Origin of the sequence: Streptomyces sp. NPDC056580 (assembly GCF_042793175.1) — a bacterium.
GTDB lineage: Bacteria > Actinomycetota > Actinomycetes > Streptomycetales > Streptomycetaceae > Streptomyces.
Genome location: NZ_JBHTVE010000022.1, coordinates 46,102 through 65,915, shown reverse-complemented (window position 1 = coordinate 65,915; position 19,814 = coordinate 46,102). Strand labels below are relative to the sequence as shown.

The following is a 19,814-nucleotide window of genomic DNA, read 5'->3' as shown; positions in this document are numbered from 1 at the left end:
CCGACATGACCAGTCAGTCCACCCTGCAGTCCGTGCCTGCCCTGGGAACGCACCCGGCCTCCGGCTCCAACCCGAGCCGCGCCGAGACCAGGGAGCAACTCGCCAAGGCGTCGTACGACCTTCTTGTGATCGGCGGCGGCATCCTGGGCATCTCCACCGCCTGGCACGCCGCGCAGTCCGGACTCAGGGTGGCTCTGGTCGACGCCGGCGACTTCGCCGGTGCCACTTCCTCCGCCTCCTCCAAGCTGCTCCACGGCGGTCTGCGCTACCTGCAGACCGGCGCGGTGAAGCTGGTGGCGGAGAACCACTTCGAGCGCCGCGCGGTCTCCCGCCAGGTGGCCCCCCACCTGGCGAACCCGCTCACGTTCTACCTCCCCGTGTACAAGGGCGGCCCGCACGGCGCGGCGAAGCTGGGCGCCGGCGTCTTCGCCTACTCCGCGCTCTCCGCGTTCGGCGACGGCGTCGGCCACCTGCTCTCCCCCGCGCGGGCCGCGCAGGACGTGCCGGAGCTGCGCACCGACAACCTCAAGGCCGTGGCCGTGTACGGCGACGACCAGATGAACGACGCGCGCATGGCGCTGATGACGGTCCGCGCGGCCGTCGAGGCGGGCGCGGTCGTGCTCAACCACGCCGAGGTCACCGGCCTGCGCTTCACCCAGGGCCGGGTCACCGGCGCCGACCTCAAGGACCGGATCTCGGGCACGGAGTTCGGGGTCAACGCCCGGCTGGTGCTCAACGCGACCGGCCCCTGGGTCGACCACCTGCGCCGGATGGAGGACGCGAACGCGGCGCCCTCGATCCGCCTCTCCAAGGGCGCGCACCTGGTGCTCAGGCGCACCGCCCCCTGGAAGGCGGCGCTGGCCACCCCGATCGACAAGTACCGCATCACCTTCGCCCTCCCGTGGGAGGACATGCTGCTGCTGGGCACCACCGACGAGGAGTACGAGGGCGACCCGGCGGACGTCTCGGTCACCGAGAAGGACATAGCCCAGATCCTGGACGAGGCCGCGTTCTCCGTCCGGGACCAGCAGCTCCAGCGCGACCTGATGACCTACTCCTTCGCCGGTCTGCGGGTGCTGCCGGGCGGGCCCGGCGACACCGCCAAGGCCAAGCGCGAGACCGTGGTGACCGAGGGCAGGGGCGGCATGCTGTCCGTCGCGGGCGGCAAGTGGACGACGTTCCGCCACATCGGCCGCACGGTGATGCAGAAGCTGGAGCAGCTGCCGGGCCACCCGCTCGGCGACGACATCGAGCCGGTCTCCTCGCTGCCGAAGAAGCTGCCGCTGCCCGGCGTGGCCAACCCGCGCGCGGTCGCCCACCGCCTGCTGGTGGACCACCCGGCGCCCGGCCCGCGCATGGCCGCCGACACCGCCAGGCACCTGGCGACCCACTACGGCTCCCTGGCCTTCGACATCGCCCGGCTGGCCAACGAGCACCCGGAGCTGGCCGAGCGCGTCCACCCCGACGCCCCGGAGATCTGGGCGCAGGTCGTCTGGGCCCGGGACCACGAGTGGGCCGAGACGCCCGACGACGTGCTGCGCCGCCGCACCACGCTGACTGTCCGCGGCCTCGCCACGGACGAGGTCCGCGCCAGGGTCCAGGACGTGCTCGACAAGAAGTAGGACCGCGCGGCGGCCGGCCCCTCCCCTGACCAGGGCCGGCCGCCGCTGCCGAGCCGGACCCCGCCGCACCGGGGCCGCAGGGGCGGGAGGGGGCGGCTCCACGACCGTGGGGCCGCCCCCTCCCGCCTGCCCGGCCGGCCCGCCGCGGCCCGGCCGGGGCGCCCGGCGCGCCCCGCTCCGCCGTGTGTTCCGGCGTGGTGAACGGGGCAGTGATCCGGGCAGCCCCCGGTCAAGGGGGTCGCGGGCGCTCCCGCCGGACGCCGTAAGGTTGGGTGGTCAGGCGAGAGCACGTCGGAAGGAGGCACTGGGTGATCGAGCTGGAGGGGGTTCCCGAGCTGATCGACCCAGTCATGGTGGCCGCGTTCGAGGGCTGGAACGATGCCGGTGACGCCGCCTCCACGGCGGTCGCGCACCTGGAACGCGAGTGGAAGGGCGAGGTGTTCGCGGCGCTGGACGCCGAGGACTACTACGACTTCCAGGTGAACCGCCCCACGGTGTTCATGGACGGCGGGGTGCGCAAGATCACATGGCCGACGACCCGGCTGTCGGTGGTGCGGGTCGGCGGGGAGAAGCCGCGCGACCTGGTGCTGGTCCGGGGCATCGAACCATCCATGCGCTGGCGGTCGTTCTGCAACGAGCTGCTTGGCTTCGCGCACGAGCTGGGCGTGGAGCTGGTGGTCGTCCTGGGCGCCCTGCTCGGCGACACCCCGCACACGCGCCCGGTGCCGGTCAGCGGGGTCACCTCGGACCCCGACCTGGCACGCCGCATGGACCTGGAGGAGACCAAGTACGAGGGCCCGACGGGCATCGTCGGCGTCCTGCAGGAGGCGTGCACGCACGCGGGCGTGCCGGCGGTGTCGCTGTGGGCGGCGGTGCCGCACTACGTGTCCCAGCCGCCCAATCCCAAGGCCACCCTGGCCCTGCTCAACCGGCTGGAGGACCTGCTGGACCTGCGGATCCCGCAGGGCGAGCTGCCCGAGGACGCGCGCGCCTGGCAGGTGGGCGTGGACCAGCTCGCCGCCGAGGACAGCGAGGTCGCCGAGTACGTGCAGACGCTGGAGGAGGCCCGGGACACCGCCGAGCTGCCGGAGGCGTCCGGCGAGGCGATCGCCCGCGAGTTCGAGCGGTACCTGCGGCGCCGGGACGTCGGCCCGCCGGGCGGGCACGCCACGGCGGACGGCGGCGAGGGCGGCTCGTTCCGGCGGGACACGCCCCGCGACGCACCGGGCGGCCGCGCCCGGCCGCCGCGGCCGGCCAAGCCGGACACGGAAACCCCCGACGGCGCCGAGGGCGACGACGAAGGCGGCTCCGAGGACTGAACAGGGACGAAGCCGGCTCCCAGGACTGCATCAGGGGCGGTACGCGACTCGCGTACCGCCCCTTCGCCGTCAGGCCCGGACCGCGCCCGGGCCGGGCTGGTGCGTCACAGGGCCACGCCGAGCAGCGCGTCCACGGCCCGGGAGACCAGGCCGGGGGCGCCGGTGTCGGTGCCGCCCTCGCGCTGCTGGAGTTCGGCCCAGCGGTCGACCGCGGCGAGCGCGGCAGGCGCGTCGAGGTCGGCGGCGAGGGCCTCGCGGATCTCCTCGACGAGCGCGTCGGCGGACGGGCCGTCGGGCCGGGACACGGCGGCCCGCCAGCGGCCGAGCCGGTCCACCGCGTCCCGCAGCACCTGGTCGGTCCACTCCCAGTCGGAGCGGTAGTGGTGGGCGAGCAGGGCCAGCCGGACGGCGGCCGGGTCGACGCCGTCGCGGCGCAGCCGGGAGACGAAGACCAGGTTGCCCTTGGACTTGGACATCTTCTCGCCGTGCAGGGCGACCATCCCGGCGTGCACGTACGCCTTGGCCATGGGGAACTCGCCGGTGAGCACCTGGGCGTGCGAGGCGCCCATCTCGTGGTGCGGGAAGGCCAGGTCGGAGCCGCCGCCCTGGACGTCGAAGCCCATGCCCAGGTGGTCGAGAGCGATGGCGACGCACTCGATGTGCCAGCCCGGGCGGCCGCGGCCGAGGGTGCCGCCGTCCCAGCTCGGCTCGCCGTCGCGGGCGGCCATCCACAGCATCGGGTCCAGCGGGTTCTTCTTGCCCGGCCGGTCCGGGTCACCGCCGCGCTCGGCGGACAGCAGCCGCATGGCGGCCGCGTCCAGGTTCGAGACCTGCCCGAAGTGCGGGTCGGACCCGACGGAGAAGTAGACGTCGCCGTCGAGTTCGTAGGCCGCGCCGAGTTCCCGCAGCCGCTCCACGAGCGGGACGATGCCGGGTATGGCCTCGACGGCGCCTATGTAGTGCTTCGGCGGGAGCATCCGCAGGGCGGTCATGTCCTCGCGGAAGAGGGCCGTCTCCTTCTCGGCGAGGGCGACCCAGTCGACGCCGTCCCGGTCCGCGCGCTCCAGCAGCGGATCGTCGACGTCGGTGACGTTCTGGACGTAGTGGACCTGCCGCTTGGTGTCGAGCCACACGCGCTGCACGAGGTCGAACGCGTTGTAGGTCGCCGCGTGACCCATGTGGGTCGCGTCGTACGGCGTGATGCCGCAGACGTAGATACGGGCGACGGGACCGGGGTCGAGGGTGACGAGGCCGCCGGTCGCGGTGTCGTGGATCCTCAGGTCGCGGCCCTGACCAGGCAGGGCGGGGACCTCGGAAGCGGGCCAGGCATGCATGTACATGAGCCTAACCGGCCGCGAGCTGCGGATACGAACGGGATCGGACCGGATGGCCGGTTGTGCGTCCTTGCGGTTCGCGCCGTGATGTGCTCACACGGGTGGCCAGGGGATCGCCGGCCACTCCCCGCCGGGCTCCGGGTGGAGGCCGGCGCCGAGCAGCGCGTCGACCCGCGCGCGCGTCGCGTCGATCTCGGCCGGGGTGATCAGCGGGGCCAGCCGCGCGGCCAGCTCGCCGCCGGCGGCGAGCGACCCGCGCAGTTCCCCGAGCACCGCCACGGCCTCGGCCGTGAGCGGTTCCCCGGCCCAGCCCCACAGCAGGGTGCGCAGCTTGTCCTCGGTGTTGAAGGTCACTCCGTGGTCGATGCCGTAGAGCCGGCCGTCCCCGGTGGGAAGCAGGTGGCCGCCCTTGCGGTCGGCGTTGTTGATCACGGCGTCGAGCACGGCCATGCGGCGCAGCCGCTGGTCGTCTGCGTGGACGAGCAGCGCGGTACGGCCCTCGCCGACGTCGGCGAGGCCGATCGCCTTCCAGCCGGGTTCCGGTTCCTCGGCGTCCACCAGGGCGAGCAGTTCCGCGTCGGCGACGGCCTCGATCCAGAGCTGGCACATGCCCTCGCCGTAGGGGCCCTCGCGCAGCACGGTCGGCGGGACCAGGCCCCAGCCGGTGGCCTCGGAGACCTCGTAGGCGGCCACCTCGCGGCCTGCCAGGGTGCCGTCGGGGAAGTCCCACAGCGGGCGCTCCCCGGCCACCGGCTTGTACACGCAGGTGGCCTCCCGGCCGTCGAGCGCGACCGTGCAGTACAGCGCCGCGTTGGACGCCTCGCGGATGCGTCCGCGCACGGACAGCTCACCGCGCGCGAGCAGCTCGGCGGCGCCTTCGTCAGCGGCCGTCACGCTCCGCGGCGGTATCCGTTCTGGCGCGGACATACGTGTCCTTCCGGGTCGAGCGGGAGGCTGCACAGCGGGCACGGCGGCCGCCCGGCGTTGACGACGTCGAGGGCGCGCTTGGCGAAGGCCCTGGCCTGCGCGCCGGTCAGCCGGACCCGCAGCATCGGGGGCCCGTTCTCCTCGTCCTGGAGCAGTCGCTCCTCGGCCTCGGCGAGGTCCTCCTCGGTGTCGGCGTCCAGCTCCACCAGGGCCTGCGCCTCGACGATCATGCGCTGTTCCTCGCCGTCCCAGGCCAGGGCCATGGTGCCGACCCGGAACTCCTCCTCCACGGGGGTGTCCAGCGGGCCGGTGTCGGTGATCTCGGTGGGCGCCACGGCGGGCACCGCGGCGCTGCCGCCGCTGCGCCGCACGACCTCGTCCAGCAGTTCGTCCATGCGCTCGGCGAGCGCGGCGACCTGGGTCTTCTCCAGGGCCACGCTGGTCACCCGGGGGCCTGCGGTGGCCTGGAGGAAGAACGTACGGCGTCCGGGCAGGCCCACCGTGCCCGCGACGAAGCGGTCCGGCGGGTCGAAGAGGAACACCTGACGGGACACGTCCTGTCTCCATGTGGGATCGGGGGCTGCTGCGGTGCGGGCCGTGGGCGGTTTTACGGGGTGGACCGCTTCACCCTACTGCGGGCGACGATCACGGTGCGCCCGCACCGCCACCGACCGGTGCGTCGCCCTCTGCGGGTTCCTCGCGCGGGGCGAGTGAAGCGAAGTCCCCGGTGTCGCCGAGGCGGACGAGGAACGGTCTGAGGCGGGTGTAGCGGATCGCGGTGATGGAACACGGTTCGACGGAGATCCGCTGGAAGAGATCGAGATGGAGTCCGAGGGCGTCGGCGACCAGCGACTTGATGACGTCGCCGTGCGAGCACATGAGGTAGACGGCGTCGGCGCCGTGGTCGCGCTCCACGCGCGCGTTCCACTCGCGCACGGCCTCGGCGGCGCGGGTCTGCATGGCCCGCATGGACTCGCCGCCCGGGAAGGCGGCGGCGGACGGGTGCGCCTGGACGACCTCCATCAGCGGCTCGTCCTTCAGCTCGGCGAGCTTGCGGCCGGACCAGTCGCCGTAGTGGCACTCCCCGATGCGTTCCTCGGTGTGGGCGCGCAGCCCCGGCCGGGCGTCGAGCAGCGGCTGTACGGTTTCCTGGCAGCGTTGCAGGGGGCTCGCGACGACCTCGGCGAGCGGCAGTCCCGCCAGCCGTCCGGGCAGCGCGGCGGCCTGGGCGGCGCCGCGCTCGTCGAGGGCGACGCCTGGCGTCCACCCGGCGAGCACGCCCGAGGTGTTTGCGGTTGACCGTCCGTGCCTGACGAGGATCAGCGTGGGCATGCGGCCCAGGGTAAGCGCATCAGTACATGCACCGGTGAACGGGCGAAGGGAGAGTGCGCTCCGTGATCGTGGACTGCGCGGTGTACCGGCACGGGCACCGCATCGAGGGCCCCGAGGACCTTTCCGACGCGCTGGACGAGGCGCGGGCGGCGGGCGGTTTCGTGTGGATCGGCCTGCACGAGCCGTCGGAACGGGAGTTCGACCTGGTCACCCGGGAGTTCGGGCTGCACCCGCTGGCGGTGGAGGACGCCCTCAAGGCCCATCAGCGGCCCAAGCTCGAGGTGTACGACGACTCGCTCTTCATGGTCCTCAAGCCGGTGGTGTACGAGCCGAAGGACGACACCGTATCGGCCGGGGAGGTCATGGTGTTCGTCGGCGACGGCTTCGTGGTGACGGTCCGGCACGGCGTGGGAGCGCCGCTCGCGGCCGTTCGGCACCGGCTGGAGGAGGACCCGGAGATACTCGGCAAGGGCCCCACCTCGGTGCTGTACGCGATCTCCGACGCCGTCGTCGACCACTACCTGGAGGTGGCGACGGAGCTGCAGACCGACCTGGAGGAACTGGAGGCCGAGGTCTTCGAGCCGGTGAGCGGCGGTTCGCGGCACACCGCGTCGCGGATCTACGCGTTCAAGCGGCAGGTCCTCGAGTTCCGCCGGGCGACCGGGCCGCTCGCGGCGCCGCTGAACCGGCTGGCCGGCACCGGGCCCCTCGGCAGTGGCGGGGTGCGGTTCGTGGACGACAAGGCGCGGCCCTTCTTCCGGGACGTGAGCGACCACCTCACGCGCGTGAACGAGTCCGTGGAGGGCCTGGACCGGCTGGTGTCGGACATCCTGTCGGCGCACCTGGCGCAGACGAGCGTGCGGCAGAACGACGACATGCGGAAGATCTCCGCCTGGGCGGCGATGGCCGCGGTGCCGACGATGATCGCGGGCGTGTACGGGATGAACTTCGACCACATGCCCGAGCTGCACTGGCTGTGGTCGTACCCGGCGGTGATCGCGTTGATGGCCGTGCTTGAGCTGCTGCTGTACCGGCAGTTCAAGCGGCGCGGCTGGCTGTGAGCGGAAGAAGGGGCGCCGGGGGTCGTAACCAGCGGGCGTCCGGCGCGTTGTTCCGCGTGACGGCCGTGGCGGGGAGGACCCCCGAGCCCCCACCACGGCCGCTGAACATCCCCGCGACAGCCCCTAGCCGAGCCCGGCGCGCTCCAGGGCCTCGCTGCCGGCCCGCAGGGAGGCGATCCGCTCGTCGAGCGTGAAGCCGGCGGGGGCCAGGGAGAGGGTGGTGACGCCGGCGGCGGCGTACGCCTTCATCCGGTCCGCGATGCGGTCCACCGAGCCCAGCAGCGTCGTCTTGTCGATCAGGTCCTGCGGGACCGCGGCCGCGGCTCCCTGCTTGTCGCCGGACAGGTACTTCTCCTGGATCTCGGCGGCCTCCTTCTCGTACCCCATGCGCTGGGCGAGCCGGTTGTAGAAGTTCTGCTTCGCGCTGCCCATGCCGCCGACGTACAGCGCGGTGTAGGGCCGGAAGGTGTCGGCGAGCCGGGACACGTCCTTGTCGTCGCCGACGGCCAGCGGCAGCGTCGGGCAGATGTCGAACCCGTCGAGGGTCTTGCCGGCCTTCTCCCGTCCGGCGCGCAGGTGCGTGATCGTGGTGTCCTCGAGGTGGTCGGCGGAGGGGAAGATCAGCAGGGCGCCGTCGGCGATCTCGCCGGTCTGCTCCAGGTTCTTCGGGCCGATGGCTGCGATGTACAGCGGGATGTGCTCGCGCTGCGGGTGCACGGTCAGCTTGATCGGCTTGCCCGGGCCGCCGGGCAGCGGCAGCGTCCAGTGCTCGCCCTCGAACGAGAGCCGCTCGCGCGTCATCGCCTTGCGCACGATCTCCACGTACTCGCGCGTGCGGGAGAGCGGCTTGTCGAACCTGACGCCGTACCAGCCCTCGGAGACCTGCGGTCCGGAGACGCCGAGGCCGAGCCGGAAGCGGCCCTCGGACAGCGAGTCCAGGGTGGCCGCGGTCATCGCGGTCATGGCGGGCTGCCGGGCCGGGATCTGGAAGATCGCCGAGCCGACGTCGATGCGCTCGGTCTGGGCGGCGACCCAGCTGAGCACCGTAGCCGCGTCCGAGCCGTACGCCTCGGCGGCCCAGCACACGGCGTAGCCCAGCCGCTCGGCCTCCTGCGCGACGGCCAGATTGTCCGCGTCCATCCCGGCACCCCAGTAGCCGAGGTTGATCCCGAGCTGCATGGCCGAATCCCCTTACCCATGAGTAACGTCCGTTGGCTGCGACCTTAGCGAGCCGGGGCCGTCCGCGCACAGCCCCCGCCCGCCGCGCCCCGCGGGCGCGGGCCGCGCGGCGGCCCGGGAATCCGGGCGCCCGCCGGGGCGGATCCGGTTGTCCACAGGCACCCACGGCGCCAGTTCCGGCCAGTAATCTCGCGCACATGGAGCAGAGGCATCTCGGCCGTACCGGCCTGCGCGTGTCCCGGATCGGGCTCGGCACCCTCACCTGGGGCCGGGACACCGACGAGCACGACGCCGCGGACATGCTGAAGACGTTCTGGGAGGCGGGCGGCACCCTCGTCGACACCGCGGACGTGTACGCCGACGGTGAGGCGGAGTACCTGCTCGGGCGGCTCATGGACGGCCTGGTGCCGCGCCGGGATCTGGTGATCTCCACCAAGGCGGGCAGCGTCGCCGACCCGGACCGCCGCGTCGACGGCTCCCGCGGCCATCTGCTCGCCGCCCTCGACGCCTCCCTGGCCCGCCTCGGCACCGACCACGTCGACCTGTGGCAGATCCACGTCTACGATCCCGGCACCCCGCTGGAGGAGACCCTCCAGGCCCTGGACCTGGCGGTGAACAGCGGCCGGGCCAGGTACGTGGGCGTCGCCAACTTCTGCGGCTGGCAGCTCGCCAAGGCGGCCACCTGGCAGCTCGCGGCGCCGGGCCGGACCCGGCTGGCCGGCACACAGCTCGAGTACTCGCTGCTCCAGCGCGGCGCCGAGCGCGAGGTGCTGCCCGCCGCGCTCGACCTGGGCGTCGGGCTGCTGCCCTCCTCCCCGCTGGGCCGCGGTGTGCTCACCGGGAAGTACCGGCACACCACCCCGGCGGACTCGCGCGGCGCCTCCGAGCACCTCGCGCCGTTCGTCGAGCCGTACCTCGACGACACCGCCTGCCACATCGTGGACGCCGTCACGACGGCCGCGGACGGGCTCGCGGTGACGCCGCTCCAGGTGGCGCTCGCCTGGGTCCGGGACCGGCCCGGGGTGGCCGCGCCGGTGGTCGGCGCGCGCAACGCTCAACAGCTCACGGCGGCACTGTCAGTGGAGGCGCTTAGTCTTCCTGACGAGATCTGCCGGGCGCTGGACGATGTGTCGGCGCCCGTGCACCGCTATCCCGATCACGACTGGAGCACGCTGTGAGCACGGAGCCGGAGACCACGGAGGGCACCGGGCCGAAGGACCCGGACACCCCGGAGAGCCCGGACACGGCGCGAACCCCGCACCAGGGCACGGCGGCCGGCGACGGCCCGACAGACCCGGAGCCCACCGGGAGCACGGAGGCCGAGCCCGCCGAGGGCGCGGAGGCGGATCCCACCGGGGGCGCGGGTTCCGAGCCTGCCGGGGACGCGGGGGCCGAGCCCGGCGGAGACGCGGGGGCCGGGCCCAACAGGAGCACGGAGGCCGAGCCCGCCGAGGACGCGGGAGCGGATCCCACCGGGGGCACGGGTGCCCAGCCTGCCGGGGACGCGGGGGCCGAGCCCGGCGGAGACGCGTTGGCCGAGCCCAACAGGAGCACGGAGGCCGAGCCCGCCGAGGACGCGGGAGCGGATCCCACCGGGAACGCGGGTACCGAGCCCGGTGGGAGCGCGGGGGCGTCCGAGCGGTCCGAGGCGGAGGCCGAGCTGGCCGCGCAGCGGGTGGAGCGGGACCGGATCGAGCGGCGCAAGGCCGAGCGTACGGCGCCCATCGCCAGCGGCACCAAGCTGAGCGGCAAGGCGGCCGATCTGCTCGCCGCGGTCCGGGCCGTGGAGGGCGGCGCGCAGCCGGCCGCCACGGTCTTCGCCGAGCCCGCGCCGGCTCCGCGCCGGCCGGCTCCCGAGCCGGTACGGCGGCCGCAGCCCGTCCCCGCCGCGGCGCCCGCCGCCCACGCTCCCGCGCCCGGGACAGTCGAGGCCGTGCGGCGGCTGCTCGCCGAGGGCGGGGCGCCGGAGGCCCTGGCCGCCCAGGTGGCCGCGGGACTCGGCGAGGGCGCCGACGCCGTGCTGCGCGAGGACCCCTGGCAGTTGCTGCGGGTAGGCGGGGTGCGCCCGGAGCAGGCCGACGGGTTCGCGCGGGCGCTGCTCGGCGCGGAGTGCCGTCCGGACGACGAGCGGCGGGGCCGCGCGGTGACCGTCTGGCTGCTGGAGCAGGCGGCGCTGGCCGGCCACACCGCGCTGGAACTGCCTGCGCTCACCGCGGCCGTGGCGCAGCGCGGCGTCCCGGACCCGGACGCGGCGGTGCAGAGCACGGTCGCCGAGGCGGAGGCGCTGGTCTTCCAGGACGCCCTGGAGGAGCCGGGCGCCCCGGGGTCGCAGGAGCAGGACGGCGAGGAGGAGGAGCGCCCGGTCCGGGTCCTCGCCGGTCTGGAGCGGTACGCGCTCGCCGAGGAGAGCCTCGCCGACGGCCTGGCCCGGCTGGTCAACTCGCTGCCCAAGGAGGCCGCCGGGCCCTGGGAGACGGTCGCCGCCGGGGCGGCGTCCGGCGCAGCGGCCGAGCTGGCCCGCGCGGTCGCCGGGCACGCGCTGGTGCTGCACACCGGCGGCGAGGCGGCCCGCGCCGAACCGGCCGCGCTGCTCGGCGCGGCCCGGGCCGCGGGGCTGCGTGCCTTCGCCGTCTGCCACACCCCGGGCGGCCGCCGGCGCCTGGCCGCCCTGCTCGGCGGGCCGGAGGGCGCCCGGGCCGTCGGCACGGTCGCCGGTGTCCTCTCCGGGGCCGAGGGGCCCGGCCGGGACGCGGAGGGCGCGCTCGACCTGGATCTCCTGATCGTGCTGGACGCGCCGCAACTCGACGTGGAGAGCGGCGCGATGCTGGTGGAGTCGCTGCCCGACGGGGCCCGGCTGGTGCTCAGCGGCGACCCCGCGGTGCTGTGGTCGGCCGGGCCCGGCCGGGTCTTCGCCGATCTGCTGGCCGCCCGCGCCTGCCCGCAGCTCGCCTCCCGCGTGCCCGACCCGGGCCCGCTGGGCGAGCTGGTCTCGGGCATCGGGGCCGGCGAGCTGAACCAGGTGGCGGCGCCGGGCAAGGAGGTCGTCATCGTTCCGGTGCGCGACGCGGGCGAGGCCGTGCACCGGACGGTGCAGCTGGTCGCCGATTCGGTGCCGCGGGCGATCGGGGTGCCGTCCGAGGAGACGGTGGTGATCACTCCGGGCCACGGCGGCGCCGCCGGCACCCGGGTCCTGAACACCGCTCTGAAGGAGCGCCTAAACCCCGGTCCCGGCCGTTTCGGCGGCTTCGACCCCGGCGACCGGATCGCCTACTCCCCCGCCCCGGGCCGTACGGTGCCGGGCCGTGTGGTGGGCGCGGACGCCGGCGGGCTGCGTCTGGAGTGCGCGGGCGAGACCGTCGTCGTGCCCCGGGAGCGGGTGGAGCAGTCGGTGCGGCACGGCTGGGCGTTGACCGCGCACCAGGCGGTCGGGGGCCGCTGGCCGGCCGTGGTGGCGGTGCTGCCCGGGGACGCCGCGCAGATGCTCACCAGGCCGTGGGTGTACACGGCCTTCGGCCGGGCCGAGCGTCATCTGTCGGTGGTGCACGGTGTGGAGCAGGCGCTGCCGAGGGCCGTGGCGGAGGTCCCTGCCAAGCCCCGCACGACCCGTCTGCAGACGCTGCTGCGCGCCCAGGTCCCGGCGGCGGGCTGACCCGCCGGGCGCAGCGGCGCCGGCGGAAGCCGGCGGTGCCGTGCGGGCCGTGGGCCCGGCGGCGCCGCCGGGCGGGTCACCGCTCGGCGTCCAGCGGCTCCAGATCGTCGTCGTCCAGCTCGTCGTCGCCGTCCAGCTCGTCGTCCGCGTCCAGCTCGTCGAGGCCGTCCTCGTCGATCCCCTCGTCCTCGTGGTCCACGTCCACGTCCTCGTCCTCGTCGAACACCGCGCTGACGTCGAACCGGCACAGCACCCGCTCCGGATCGACCTGGTCGAACGGGGCCTCCAGCCACTCACCGGGGTCGGCCGGCTCGTCGGCGGCGGTGACCCAGAGCGTGGAGTCGCCCTCCTCCAGGCCGAACTCCTTGTGCCGGGAGGCGATCTCGTCCGGTTCGAACTCGCCGAAGAGGACGCCGAGCGCCCGGGGGACGGTGGCGGCGGCGTTGTCGTTGAGGCCCTCACCGCCCTCGTACTCCGCCGCCTCGACCCGCTGGGCCTGGGCCAGCAGCCGCTGGGGCTCCGCCACGGAGTAGTCGCGGCGGATCAGCACGCTGACGGCGCTCGGCTCCCCGGGGCCGGAGTAGGGCGGCAGTGAGTCCTCCGCACCGGGGATCTCGAAGGGGGTCACCTCGTCGTAGCGGTCGTAGAGCAGTTCGTCGTACGTCTCGGCGGCCGCGGCCAGCTCGTTGAAGGCCTGGTAGACGGCCTGGTCGTCCTCCCCCGTCCTGCGTTCTACCGCAGCCAGGTGACGGTCGAGCGCGGTCTTGACCGCCTCGACGGCGGCGCGTACCTCGGCAGCGGTGGGCTGCGCAGCATCAGACATAGTGCAGACGCTATCCGTACCGGGCACCAGCCCGCACAATAGATGCGATGCCGGAATACGAATTTGTCGACGTGTACGTGCCTCGCGGGGTGTCCCGCAAGGAGGCCACGCGTCTGCTGACGGACCATGCCGAGTACGGACACTGGGAGTTGGACCGACTGAGCCTGATGCGCGACGGCAGCCGCAGGGTGCGGTTGCGCCGACGGATCATCCGCCAGGTGCGGGCCACGTGGTGACGTGGGACCCGTGAACGACGGAGCGGGCCCCGCCGTGGACGGCGGGGCCCGCTCCGGTTCCGGGGGCCGGGCGGCGACGCGCCGGCCGGCTAGGCGGCGGCCCGGGCCTTGCGGTACAGCACGGCGCCGGCGAGCAGCGCGCCCGCGCCGGCCGGCAGGGCGAGCCCGAGCGGCACCTCGCTTCCCGTGTGGGCGAGCTGACCGCCGCCCAGGGACCGTGCCGAGTCGCCGCCCTGCGCCCTGACCTGGGACGAGCCGTGCGGCGTCCGGCCGCTGTCGGCGGGCGGGGTGGCCGGCGTACCCGGGTGGCCGGGAGTTCCGGGCGTACCCGGGTGGCCCGGGGTGCGGGGCGTGTCAGGGTGGCCCGGCTCGCACGGGTGCCCGGGCGTGCCGGGCGGGTGGTGGTGCCCGTGGTGCCCGCCGCCGTTGGCGCAGTCGTTGCCCTTGGCGGCGTTGCCGGCGCCCACGACGTCCACGCTGTTGCCGCACACGTTCACCGGTACGTCGACCGGTACCTGGACGGTGTTGCCGGAGCCGACGCCGGGCGAGCCGTCGGTGCGGCCGCTCGCGTGGGAGCCGCCGTGGCCGCCCGAGCCGCTGCCGCCGTGGTTCGCGCAGGCGTTGCCCGCGGCCGGATTCAGGAGCCCGACGACGTTCACGGTGTTGCCGCAGACGTTCACCGGAACGTGCACCGGAGCCTGCACGGTGTTGCCGGACAGCACACCGGGCGACCCGGTGGCGGAGCCGGCCGCGCCGGCGTCGGCGTGCGCGTAGCCGCTCGCGGCGGCGATCACACCGGTGGCCGCGGCCATGGTCATCAGACCCTTGCGGGTGCTCTGTCGCATTGCGGAATTCCCCCCTGCCTTCGAATGTCCGTGAACCCTCCGCGTCATGGGAGAAGCGCGGAGGAAGACCGGTCGGCCCCGGAGCGCGTGACGCGCGTTCCGGGGCCGACGGCATGTAAAAGACGCCCCTCGGGGAGCCGACGTCAGTCGTTGACGCAGGCGTTGCCGAAGGTGGGGTTCAGGAGCCCGATCACGTCGACCGTGTTGCCGCAGGCGTTCACGGGAACGTGCACGGGCACCTCGATGACGTTGCCGGAAACGACACCCGGCGAGTGCACGGCGGCACCCTGGGCACCCGAGTCGGCGACGGCGAGGCCCGCCCCCGCGAGAACCAGACCACCGGTGGCGGCCGCGGCAGCGACGACCTTCTTGATCATTATTCCTCCTAGTAGGCAATGCGATTCCAAGGTGCGGAATCACATCACCTGTAACGAGGGGGAATTAATGGGGCTACGAGCTTATCGTCGCATTCACTCTTCTCAGTCGATCCCGCACAGCCGACCGAATACCTCGGCCCAGGGCGTCACGACGCGTCGATGAAGCGGTCGAGCACCCGTACCCCGAACTTCAGGCCGTCCACCGGAACCCGCTCGTCGACGCCGTGGAACATGCCGGCGAAATCCAGCTCCGGCGGCAGCTTCAGCGGCGCGAAGCCGAAGCCGCGGATGCCGAGGTCGTCGAAGGACTTGGCGTCGGTGCCGCCGGACAGCATGTAGGGGATCGCCTTGGCGGTCGGGTCCTCGGCGAGCAGCGCGGACTGCATGGCCTCGACCAGCGCGCCGTCGAAGGTGGTCTCGACCGCCTTGTCGGCGTGCACGTCCTCACGGCGGACGTTCGGGCCGAGGAGCCGGTCGAGGTCGCCGAGGAACTCCTCCTCGTACCCCGGCAGGAACCGTCCGTCGATGTGCGCGGTGGCCTCGCCGGGGATGACGTTGACCTTGTAGCCGGCGCCGAGCTGGGTGGGGTTGGCGGTGTTGCTGAGGGTGGCGCCGATGAGCTTGGCGATGCCGCCGAGCTTGGCGAGGGTGGCCTCCATGTCCTCCGGGTCCAGCTCGGTGCCGAGCGCGTCGCCCAGCTCGTCCAGGAAGGCCCGGGTGGTCTTGGTGACCCGGACCGGGAACCGGTGCCGGCCGACCCGGGCGACCGCCTCGGACAGCTCGGTGATGGCGTTGTCCCGGTGGATCATCGACCCGTGCCCGGCGGTGCCGGCCACGGTCAGCTTCATCCAGTGCATGCCCTTCTCGGCCGTCTGGATCAGATAGAGCCGCCGCTGGTCGTTCACCGTGAACGAGAAGCCGCCCACCTCGCTGATCGCCTCCGTCACGCCCTCGAACAGGCCGCGGTGGTTGTCGACCAGGTGGCGCGCGCCGTACGTGCCGCCCGCCTCCTCGTCGGCGAGGAAGGCGACCACGATGTCGCGCGGGGGCCGGCGTCCGCTCCGAAGCCGGTCGCGCACGACCGCGAGGGTCATCGCGTCCATGTCCTTCATGTCGACGGCGCCGCGCCCCCACACGCACCCGTCGGCGACCTCGCCGGAGAACGGGTCGTGGGTCCAGTCCTGGGCGTTGGCCGGCACGACGTCGAGGTGGCCGTGGATGAGCAGCGCGGGCCGGGACGGGTCCTCGCCCTCGATCCGGGCCACGGTGGACGCGCGCCCGGGGTGCGACTCGAAGATCTCCGGCTCCAGCCCGACCTCGGCGAGCTTCTCGGCCACGTACTCGGCGGCCGCCCGCTCGCCGGGCCCGGAGTGGTCGCCGTAGTTGCTGGTGTCGAACCGGATCAGCTCGCGGCAGAGGTCCACGACCTCGTCCTCGCCGGTGACGCCCCTGGCCGTGTCCGTCTCACTCACGCTGATTCCTCCCACTGTCACTGCTGGTGGTCCCGTCCATCCTCTCCCCGGCCCCGCCCCGCGCCCAAGACCGGGCCCGGCCCGTCACGCGCCGTTCACGCCGGGCGGGACGGCGGGACGGGGTGTGATCGGCCACCCCGGAAAGCCTGGTAGTGTTTCCTTCGTCGCCGCGGGGAAAACCTCGCACGACAGACACCTTGTCCGGGTGGCGGAATGGCAGACGCGCTAGCTTGAGGTGCTAGTGCCCTTTATCGGGCGTGGGGGTTCAAGTCCCCCCTCGGACACCAGTGAGGCCCCTGCTCGGCAGGGGCCTTTCGCATGTCCCGGCCCAGGAAGCGCGCGGGCCTCAGCGGGGCGCGGCGGCGCGCAGGGGCCGTGCGGTGAGGGCGCCGTCACCGCTCCGCTCGACGCGGGTGCCGAGGTCGCGGCCGCACCGGTCGAGCACGCCGCGCAACCAGGCGGTGTCCTCGGCCGGGGCGTGTTCCAGGCGCATCCGGCGGGCCCGCAGCGGCACCATCCGCAGGCGGGTCAGCCGGCCGGTGCCCGCCTCCAGGGTCACCAGGTAGAGCAGGCGCAGGTCGTCCCGGTAGTGCTCGTAGCCGCTGATGCCCTCGTAGTCGTCGACGAGGTCGCCGCAGCCGTACAGGACGAGCCGGCCCCGGTACAGCTCGAGGGCGCGCGGGTGGTGGGAGGAGTGGCCGTGGACGACGTCCACGCCGGCGTCGACCAGGGCGTGCGCGAAGCGGACCTCGTCGGCGGGGACGCCGTAGCCCCAGTTGGGGCCCCAGTGGACGGAGACGAGGACGAGGTCGGCGGGCCGCCGGAGCTGCCGCAGGCAGTCGGCGAAGGCGGCCGCGCCGGCCGGGGTGGGCGCGGGGATCAGGGCGACTCCGGATCGGTCGGCGGTGGCGGCCCAGTCGTGCGGTATGCCGCTGGAGGGCATCCCGAAGGAGAAGACCAGGAGGCGTCCGCCGGACTGAAGGGGCACTGCGGCGGGCCGCCAGGCGGCGACCGCGTCGGCGCCCGCTCCGGCGGTGCGCAGCCCGGCCCCGGCCAGGCTGTCCAGCGTCTCCGCCAGGCCGGGTGGCCCGAAGTCGAGCACGTGGTTGTTGGCGAGTACGCAGACGTCGGGGCGGATCGCGGCGAGGCAGGGCAGGTTGGCCGGGTTCATCCGGTAGTGGACGGCCTTGCCGGGGGCGAAGTCTCCGTCCTGGGTGACGGCGGTCTCCAGGTTGACCACCCGTACGTCGGGCGCGGCCCGGTCCAGGCAGGGCAATGCCTCGCCCCAGGGCCAGGCCGGGTCGACCGGGTGGGGTATCGGGCCGCTGGCGGCCTCGGCGAGGGCCACGTAGTCCCGGGCGTCGCGCACGTAGTCCTCCCGCAGGGCGGGGTCGCCGGGGTGCGGGAGGATCTGGTCGACGCCCCGTCCGAGCATGACGTCTCCGGCGAGGAACAGGGTGACGGTGCCCTCGCGCATGATCGCGGCCTAGACGCGCGCGGGCGCCATGTGGTCGGTGAACCAGTCGCGGGCCAGTTCGGTCACCCTCTCCAGCGTGCCGGGCTCCTCGAAGAGATGGGTGGCGCCGGGCACGACCTCGAGCCGGCTCTCGCAGGTCAGCGCGGCCTGTGCCGCCCGGTTGAGCCGGAGCACCTCCCGGTCGGCGCCGCCCACGATGAGCAGGGTGGGCGCGGTCACCTCGGGCAGCCGGGGCCCGGCGAGGTCGGGGCGGCCGCCGCGGGAGACGACGGCGGCGGGGCGTGCCGACGGTTCGGCGGCGGCCCAAAGGGCGGCGGCCGCGCCGGTGCTGGCGCCGAAGTAGCCCACCGCGAGTCCTTCGGTGTCGGGTTCCTCGCGCAGCCACCGGGTGACGTCGTGGAGCCGGGCGGCCAGCAGTCCGATGTCGAAGACGTTGGCCCGGTCGCCCTCCTCGTCCTCGGTGAGCAGGTCGAAGAGCAGGGTGCCGAGTCCGGCCCGGTTGAGTCCGCCGGCGACGAACCGGTTGCGGGGGCTGTGCCGGCCGCTGCCGCTGCCGTGGGCGAAGGCGACGACGCCCGTGGCGCCCGTGGGCAGGGTGAGCCGTCCGCGCAGCCGGACGGCTCCGGCGGCGATCTCCGCCTCCCGGTCCCCGGGCCCGGTGCCGGCGAAGCGCTCGTGGTGGTGGGCAGCCTGCCGCAGCCAGGCGGTGACCTCGTCGTCGGCGACCTGGGCGAAGTCGCCGTAGAACTGGCCGATCGCGTAGAAGTCCGCCGGGGTGGCGAGGCAGACCAGGTCGTCGGCGTCCCCGGCGAGCCGGTGCGTGAAGTCCTGGGGGGCGACGGGGACCGCGAGGACGATGCGGGCGGCGCCGCGGGCCCGGGCGATCCGGCAGGCGACCCGCGCGGTGGAGCCGGTCGCGACGCCGTCGTCGACGACCACGACGGTGCGGCCGGCGACGCCGGCCGGCCGGCGGTCGCCGCGGTAGCGGGCGGCCCGCTGGGCCAGGACGGCGCGCTCGTGCGTCTCGACCTGGTCCAGCTCGGCCGGGGAGACCCCGCCGGCGTGCAGCACCTCCTGGTTGACGACGCGGACGCCGTCCTCGCCGATCGCGCCCATGCCCAGCTCGGGCTGGGTGGGCACGCCCAGTTTGCGGACCATGCAGACGTCCAGCGGTGCGTCGAGGGCCTCGGCGACCTGCGCGCCGACCGGGACCCCGCCCCGGGGCAGGGCCAGCACCACGACGTCCTGGCCTCTGAGGTACTCGAGGCGGGCGCCCAGCCGCCGTCCCGCCTCGGTCCGGTCGGTGAAGAGCACGGTGGGCTCCCTCATTCGCGGAACAGCCAGAGCGGCGCTGGGGTCTCCCGGTCCATCGCGCCCATCTCCTTCATGTCGCCCGTGGCCGCGCGCACCAGCATCCGGCCCATGGCGATCAGCGCGCGTCCGGCGGCGAGTTCGTCGCCGATGTCGGGCACCGCCGTGTCGTACGGGTTGCGGCGGGCCTCGGCGTGGCTCTCCAGGACGTTGTCTCCGGTGTCCAGGACGATCCGGGCCGTGGTGTCCGGGTCGTGTTCGGACAGGTACAGGTTCAGCCGCCATTCCTTGACGGACGGAGGACGGCTGCTCAGGGGTCGGGTCATCGTCCGCCTCTCCTCACTGGGCTGCGAGGCCGAACGGGGCGCGCCGGCGCGCGTCGCCCCTTCCACTGTGCACCGGCCGGGCGTGCGCCGCACCGGCGGCGGACCGGCGCGGCGGTCCGGGCAGAATGAGGGGCATGACCTCGCGCGACTGCCCCTGCGGGCTCCCCCGGCCCTACGACGCCTGCTGCGGCCGTTTCCACTCCGGTGCGGCCGCCGCTCCGACCGCCGAGGCGCTGATGCGGTCGCGGTACAGCGCGTTCGTCCGGGGGGACGCGGCGTACCTGTTGCGGACGTGGCATCCGCGGACCCGGCCCGAGCGGCTGGACCTCGATCCGCGGACGAGGTGGACGGGGCTGGAGGTCCTGGAGACCGGTGAGGGCTCGGCGTTCCACCGGGCGGGGACGGTGACCTTCCGCGCCTCCTACCGGGGTGGTTCGCTGCACGAGCGGAGCCGGTTCGAGCGGGTGGACGGGGCGTGGGTGTACGTCGACGGGGACTTCCTCGGCTGACCGCGCTCGCGGCGG

19 protein-coding genes and 1 tRNA gene are annotated in these 19,814 nt (G+C 74.2%); 8 read left to right on the top strand and 12 right to left on the bottom strand.

The window, feature by feature from the left end; translation table 11 throughout:
* Positions 1-5: 5 nt before the first annotated feature.
* Positions 6-1,622: an FAD-dependent oxidoreductase gene (locus ACFQ9Z_RS35610; protein WP_383029879.1), complete on the top strand. Its 1,617-nt coding sequence runs from the start codon at positions 6-8 to the stop codon at positions 1,620-1,622.
* Positions 1,623-1,930: 308 nt separating this feature from the next.
* Positions 1,931-2,941 (top strand): PAC2 family protein, encoded by a 1,011-nt coding sequence (locus ACFQ9Z_RS35605; protein WP_383029875.1) that lies wholly within the window; start codon positions 1,931-1,933, stop codon positions 2,939-2,941.
* Between the two features lie 104 nt (positions 2,942-3,045).
* Here ACFQ9Z_RS35605 and mshC read toward each other — a convergent pair whose 3' ends face one another.
* From mshC to ACFQ9Z_RS35585, 4 genes are all read right to left on the bottom strand, one after another.
* Positions 3,046-4,275, bottom strand: a complete 1,230-nt coding sequence (gene mshC / locus ACFQ9Z_RS35600; RefSeq protein WP_383029872.1) for a cysteine--1-D-myo-inosityl 2-amino-2-deoxy-alpha-D-glucopyranoside ligase — start codon at positions 4,273-4,275, stop codon at positions 3,046-3,048.
* A 93-nt stretch (positions 4,276-4,368) separates the two neighbouring features.
* Positions 4,369-5,202: an SCO1664 family protein gene (locus ACFQ9Z_RS35595; RefSeq protein WP_383029869.1), complete on the bottom strand. Its 834-nt coding sequence runs from the start codon at positions 5,200-5,202 to the stop codon at positions 4,369-4,371.
* Positions 5,166-5,756, bottom strand: coding sequence for a DUF3090 domain-containing protein (locus tag ACFQ9Z_RS35590; protein WP_383029867.1), 591 nt, complete (start codon positions 5,754-5,756; stop codon positions 5,166-5,168). Before ACFQ9Z_RS35590 ends, ACFQ9Z_RS35595 begins: the two co-directional genes overlap by 37 nt.
* A 91-nt stretch (positions 5,757-5,847) precedes the next feature.
* Positions 5,848-6,534, bottom strand: coding sequence for a histidine phosphatase family protein (locus tag ACFQ9Z_RS35585; RefSeq protein ID WP_383029863.1), 687 nt, complete (start codon positions 6,532-6,534; stop codon positions 5,848-5,850).
* A gap of 62 nt (positions 6,535-6,596) precedes the next feature.
* Between ACFQ9Z_RS35585 and corA the strand changes: the two genes are divergently transcribed.
* Positions 6,597-7,595, top strand: coding sequence for a magnesium/cobalt transporter CorA (gene corA / locus ACFQ9Z_RS35580; protein WP_383029860.1), 999 nt, complete (start codon positions 6,597-6,599; stop codon positions 7,593-7,595).
* 123 nt (positions 7,596-7,718) lie between these two features.
* On the opposite strand, the gene ACFQ9Z_RS35575 is transcribed toward corA, so the two are convergent.
* A complete protein-coding gene (locus ACFQ9Z_RS35575; RefSeq protein ID WP_383029858.1) occupies positions 7,719-8,774 on the bottom strand; it encodes an LLM class F420-dependent oxidoreductase in 1,056 nt (351 codons plus the stop codon).
* A 197-nt stretch (positions 8,775-8,971) separates the two neighbouring features.
* Between ACFQ9Z_RS35575 and ACFQ9Z_RS35570 the strand changes: the two genes are divergently transcribed.
* Positions 8,972-9,952 (top strand): aldo/keto reductase, encoded by a 981-nt coding sequence (locus ACFQ9Z_RS35570; RefSeq protein WP_383029855.1) that lies wholly within the window; start codon positions 8,972-8,974, stop codon positions 9,950-9,952.
* Positions 9,949-12,423: a helix-hairpin-helix domain-containing protein gene (locus ACFQ9Z_RS35565; RefSeq protein ID WP_383029852.1), complete on the top strand. Its 2,475-nt coding sequence runs from the start codon at positions 9,949-9,951 to the stop codon at positions 12,421-12,423. Before ACFQ9Z_RS35570 ends, ACFQ9Z_RS35565 begins: the two co-directional genes overlap by 4 nt.
* A 76-nt stretch (positions 12,424-12,499) precedes the next feature.
* On the opposite strand, the gene ACFQ9Z_RS35560 is transcribed toward ACFQ9Z_RS35565, so the two are convergent.
* Positions 12,500-13,246 (bottom strand): hypothetical protein, encoded by a 747-nt coding sequence (locus tag ACFQ9Z_RS35560; protein ID WP_383029850.1) that lies wholly within the window; start codon positions 13,244-13,246, stop codon positions 12,500-12,502.
* 47 nt (positions 13,247-13,293) lie between these two features.
* Here ACFQ9Z_RS35560 and ACFQ9Z_RS35555 point away from each other — a divergent pair, with 47 nt between their 5' ends.
* A complete protein-coding gene (locus tag ACFQ9Z_RS35555; RefSeq protein ID WP_046732800.1) occupies positions 13,294-13,482 on the top strand; it encodes a DUF5703 family protein in 189 nt (62 codons plus the stop codon).
* Positions 13,483-13,571: 89 nt separating this feature from the next.
* Here the strand turns inward: ACFQ9Z_RS35555 and ACFQ9Z_RS35550 are convergent, their stop codons facing one another.
* The 3 genes from ACFQ9Z_RS35550 to ACFQ9Z_RS35540 all read right to left on the bottom strand — a co-directional run bounded on the left by ACFQ9Z_RS35550 (position 13,572) and on the right by ACFQ9Z_RS35540 (position 16,176).
* Positions 13,572-14,327, bottom strand: a complete 756-nt coding sequence (locus tag ACFQ9Z_RS35550) for a chaplin (RefSeq protein WP_383029847.1) — start codon at positions 14,325-14,327, stop codon at positions 13,572-13,574.
* Positions 14,328-14,470: 143 nt separating this feature from the next.
* Positions 14,471-14,704 (bottom strand): chaplin ChpH, encoded by a 234-nt coding sequence (chpH, locus tag ACFQ9Z_RS35545; protein ID WP_383029844.1) that lies wholly within the window; start codon positions 14,702-14,704, stop codon positions 14,471-14,473.
* 146 nt (positions 14,705-14,850) lie between these two features.
* Positions 14,851-16,176 carry a M20/M25/M40 family metallo-hydrolase gene (locus tag ACFQ9Z_RS35540; protein ID WP_383029842.1) on the bottom strand — a complete coding sequence of 442 codons (1,326 nt, stop codon included), beginning with the start codon at positions 16,174-16,176 and terminating at the stop codon, positions 14,851-14,853.
* Positions 16,177-16,375: 199 nt separating this feature from the next.
* On the opposite strand from ACFQ9Z_RS35540, the gene ACFQ9Z_RS35535 reads away from it, so the two are divergent.
* Positions 16,376-16,463 (top strand) — tRNA-Leu (locus tag ACFQ9Z_RS35535).
* Between the two features lie 59 nt (positions 16,464-16,522).
* Here ACFQ9Z_RS35535 and ACFQ9Z_RS35530 read toward each other — a convergent pair.
* The 3 genes from ACFQ9Z_RS35530 to ACFQ9Z_RS35520 are packed head-to-tail and all read right to left on the bottom strand — an operon-like array spanning position 16,523 to position 19,290.
* The gene (locus ACFQ9Z_RS35530) at positions 16,523-17,653 is read right to left on the bottom strand and encodes a CapA family protein (RefSeq protein ID WP_383029839.1); all 1,131 of its coding nucleotides are present in this window, start codon (positions 17,651-17,653) and stop codon (positions 16,523-16,525) included.
* Between the two features lie 9 nt (positions 17,654-17,662).
* On the bottom strand, positions 17,663-18,967 hold the full coding sequence (locus tag ACFQ9Z_RS35525; protein ID WP_383029837.1) for a phosphoribosyltransferase family protein: 1,305 nt from the start codon (positions 18,965-18,967) through the stop codon (positions 17,663-17,665).
* An 11-nt stretch (positions 18,968-18,978) separates the two neighbouring features.
* A complete protein-coding gene (locus ACFQ9Z_RS35520; protein ID WP_383029834.1) occupies positions 18,979-19,290 on the bottom strand; it encodes a dsRBD fold-containing protein in 312 nt (103 codons plus the stop codon).
* A 134-nt stretch (positions 19,291-19,424) separates the two neighbouring features.
* Between ACFQ9Z_RS35520 and ACFQ9Z_RS35515 the strand changes: the two genes are divergently transcribed.
* Entirely contained in the window at positions 19,425-19,799 is a 375-nt protein-coding gene (locus tag ACFQ9Z_RS35515; RefSeq protein WP_383029831.1) for a YchJ family protein, read from the top strand.
* Positions 19,800-19,814: the final 15 nt, after the last annotated feature.

Bases quoted from the DNA above. Each gene is read 5' to 3' on its own strand.
- ACFQ9Z_RS35610 (WP_383029879.1), top strand. From the start codon at position 6: ATGACCAGTCAGTCCACCCTGCAGTCCGTGCCTGCCCTGGGAACGCAC.
- ACFQ9Z_RS35585 (WP_383029863.1), bottom strand. From the start codon at position 6,534: ATGCCCACGCTGATCCTCGTCAGGCACGGACGGTCAACCGCAAACACC.
- ACFQ9Z_RS35595 (WP_383029869.1), bottom strand. From the start codon at position 5,202: ATGTCCGCGCCAGAACGGATACCGCCGCGGAGCGTGACGGCCGCTGAC.
- mshC (WP_383029872.1), bottom strand. From the start codon at position 4,275: ATGCATGCCTGGCCCGCTTCCGAGGTCCCCGCCCTGCCTGGTCAGGGC.
- ACFQ9Z_RS35560 (WP_383029850.1), bottom strand. From the start codon at position 13,246: ATGTCTGATGCTGCGCAGCCCACCGCTGCCGAGGTACGCGCCGCCGTC.
- ACFQ9Z_RS35520 (WP_383029834.1), bottom strand. From the start codon at position 19,290: ATGACCCGACCCCTGAGCAGCCGTCCTCCGTCCGTCAAGGAATGGCGG.
- chpH (WP_383029844.1), bottom strand. From the start codon at position 14,704: ATGATCAAGAAGGTCGTCGCTGCCGCGGCCGCCACCGGTGGTCTGGTT.
- ACFQ9Z_RS35570 (WP_383029855.1), top strand. From the start codon at position 8,972: ATGGAGCAGAGGCATCTCGGCCGTACCGGCCTGCGCGTGTCCCGGATC.
- ACFQ9Z_RS35515 (WP_383029831.1), top strand. From the start codon at position 19,425: ATGACCTCGCGCGACTGCCCCTGCGGGCTCCCCCGGCCCTACGACGCC.
- ACFQ9Z_RS35555 (WP_046732800.1), top strand. From the start codon at position 13,294: ATGCCGGAATACGAATTTGTCGACGTGTACGTGCCTCGCGGGGTGTCC.
- ACFQ9Z_RS35575 (WP_383029858.1), bottom strand. From the start codon at position 8,774: ATGCAGCTCGGGATCAACCTCGGCTACTGGGGTGCCGGGATGGACGCG.
- ACFQ9Z_RS35550 (WP_383029847.1), bottom strand. From the start codon at position 14,327: ATGCGACAGAGCACCCGCAAGGGTCTGATGACCATGGCCGCGGCCACC.
- ACFQ9Z_RS35530 (WP_383029839.1), bottom strand. From the start codon at position 17,653: ATGCGCGAGGGCACCGTCACCCTGTTCCTCGCCGGAGACGTCATGCTC.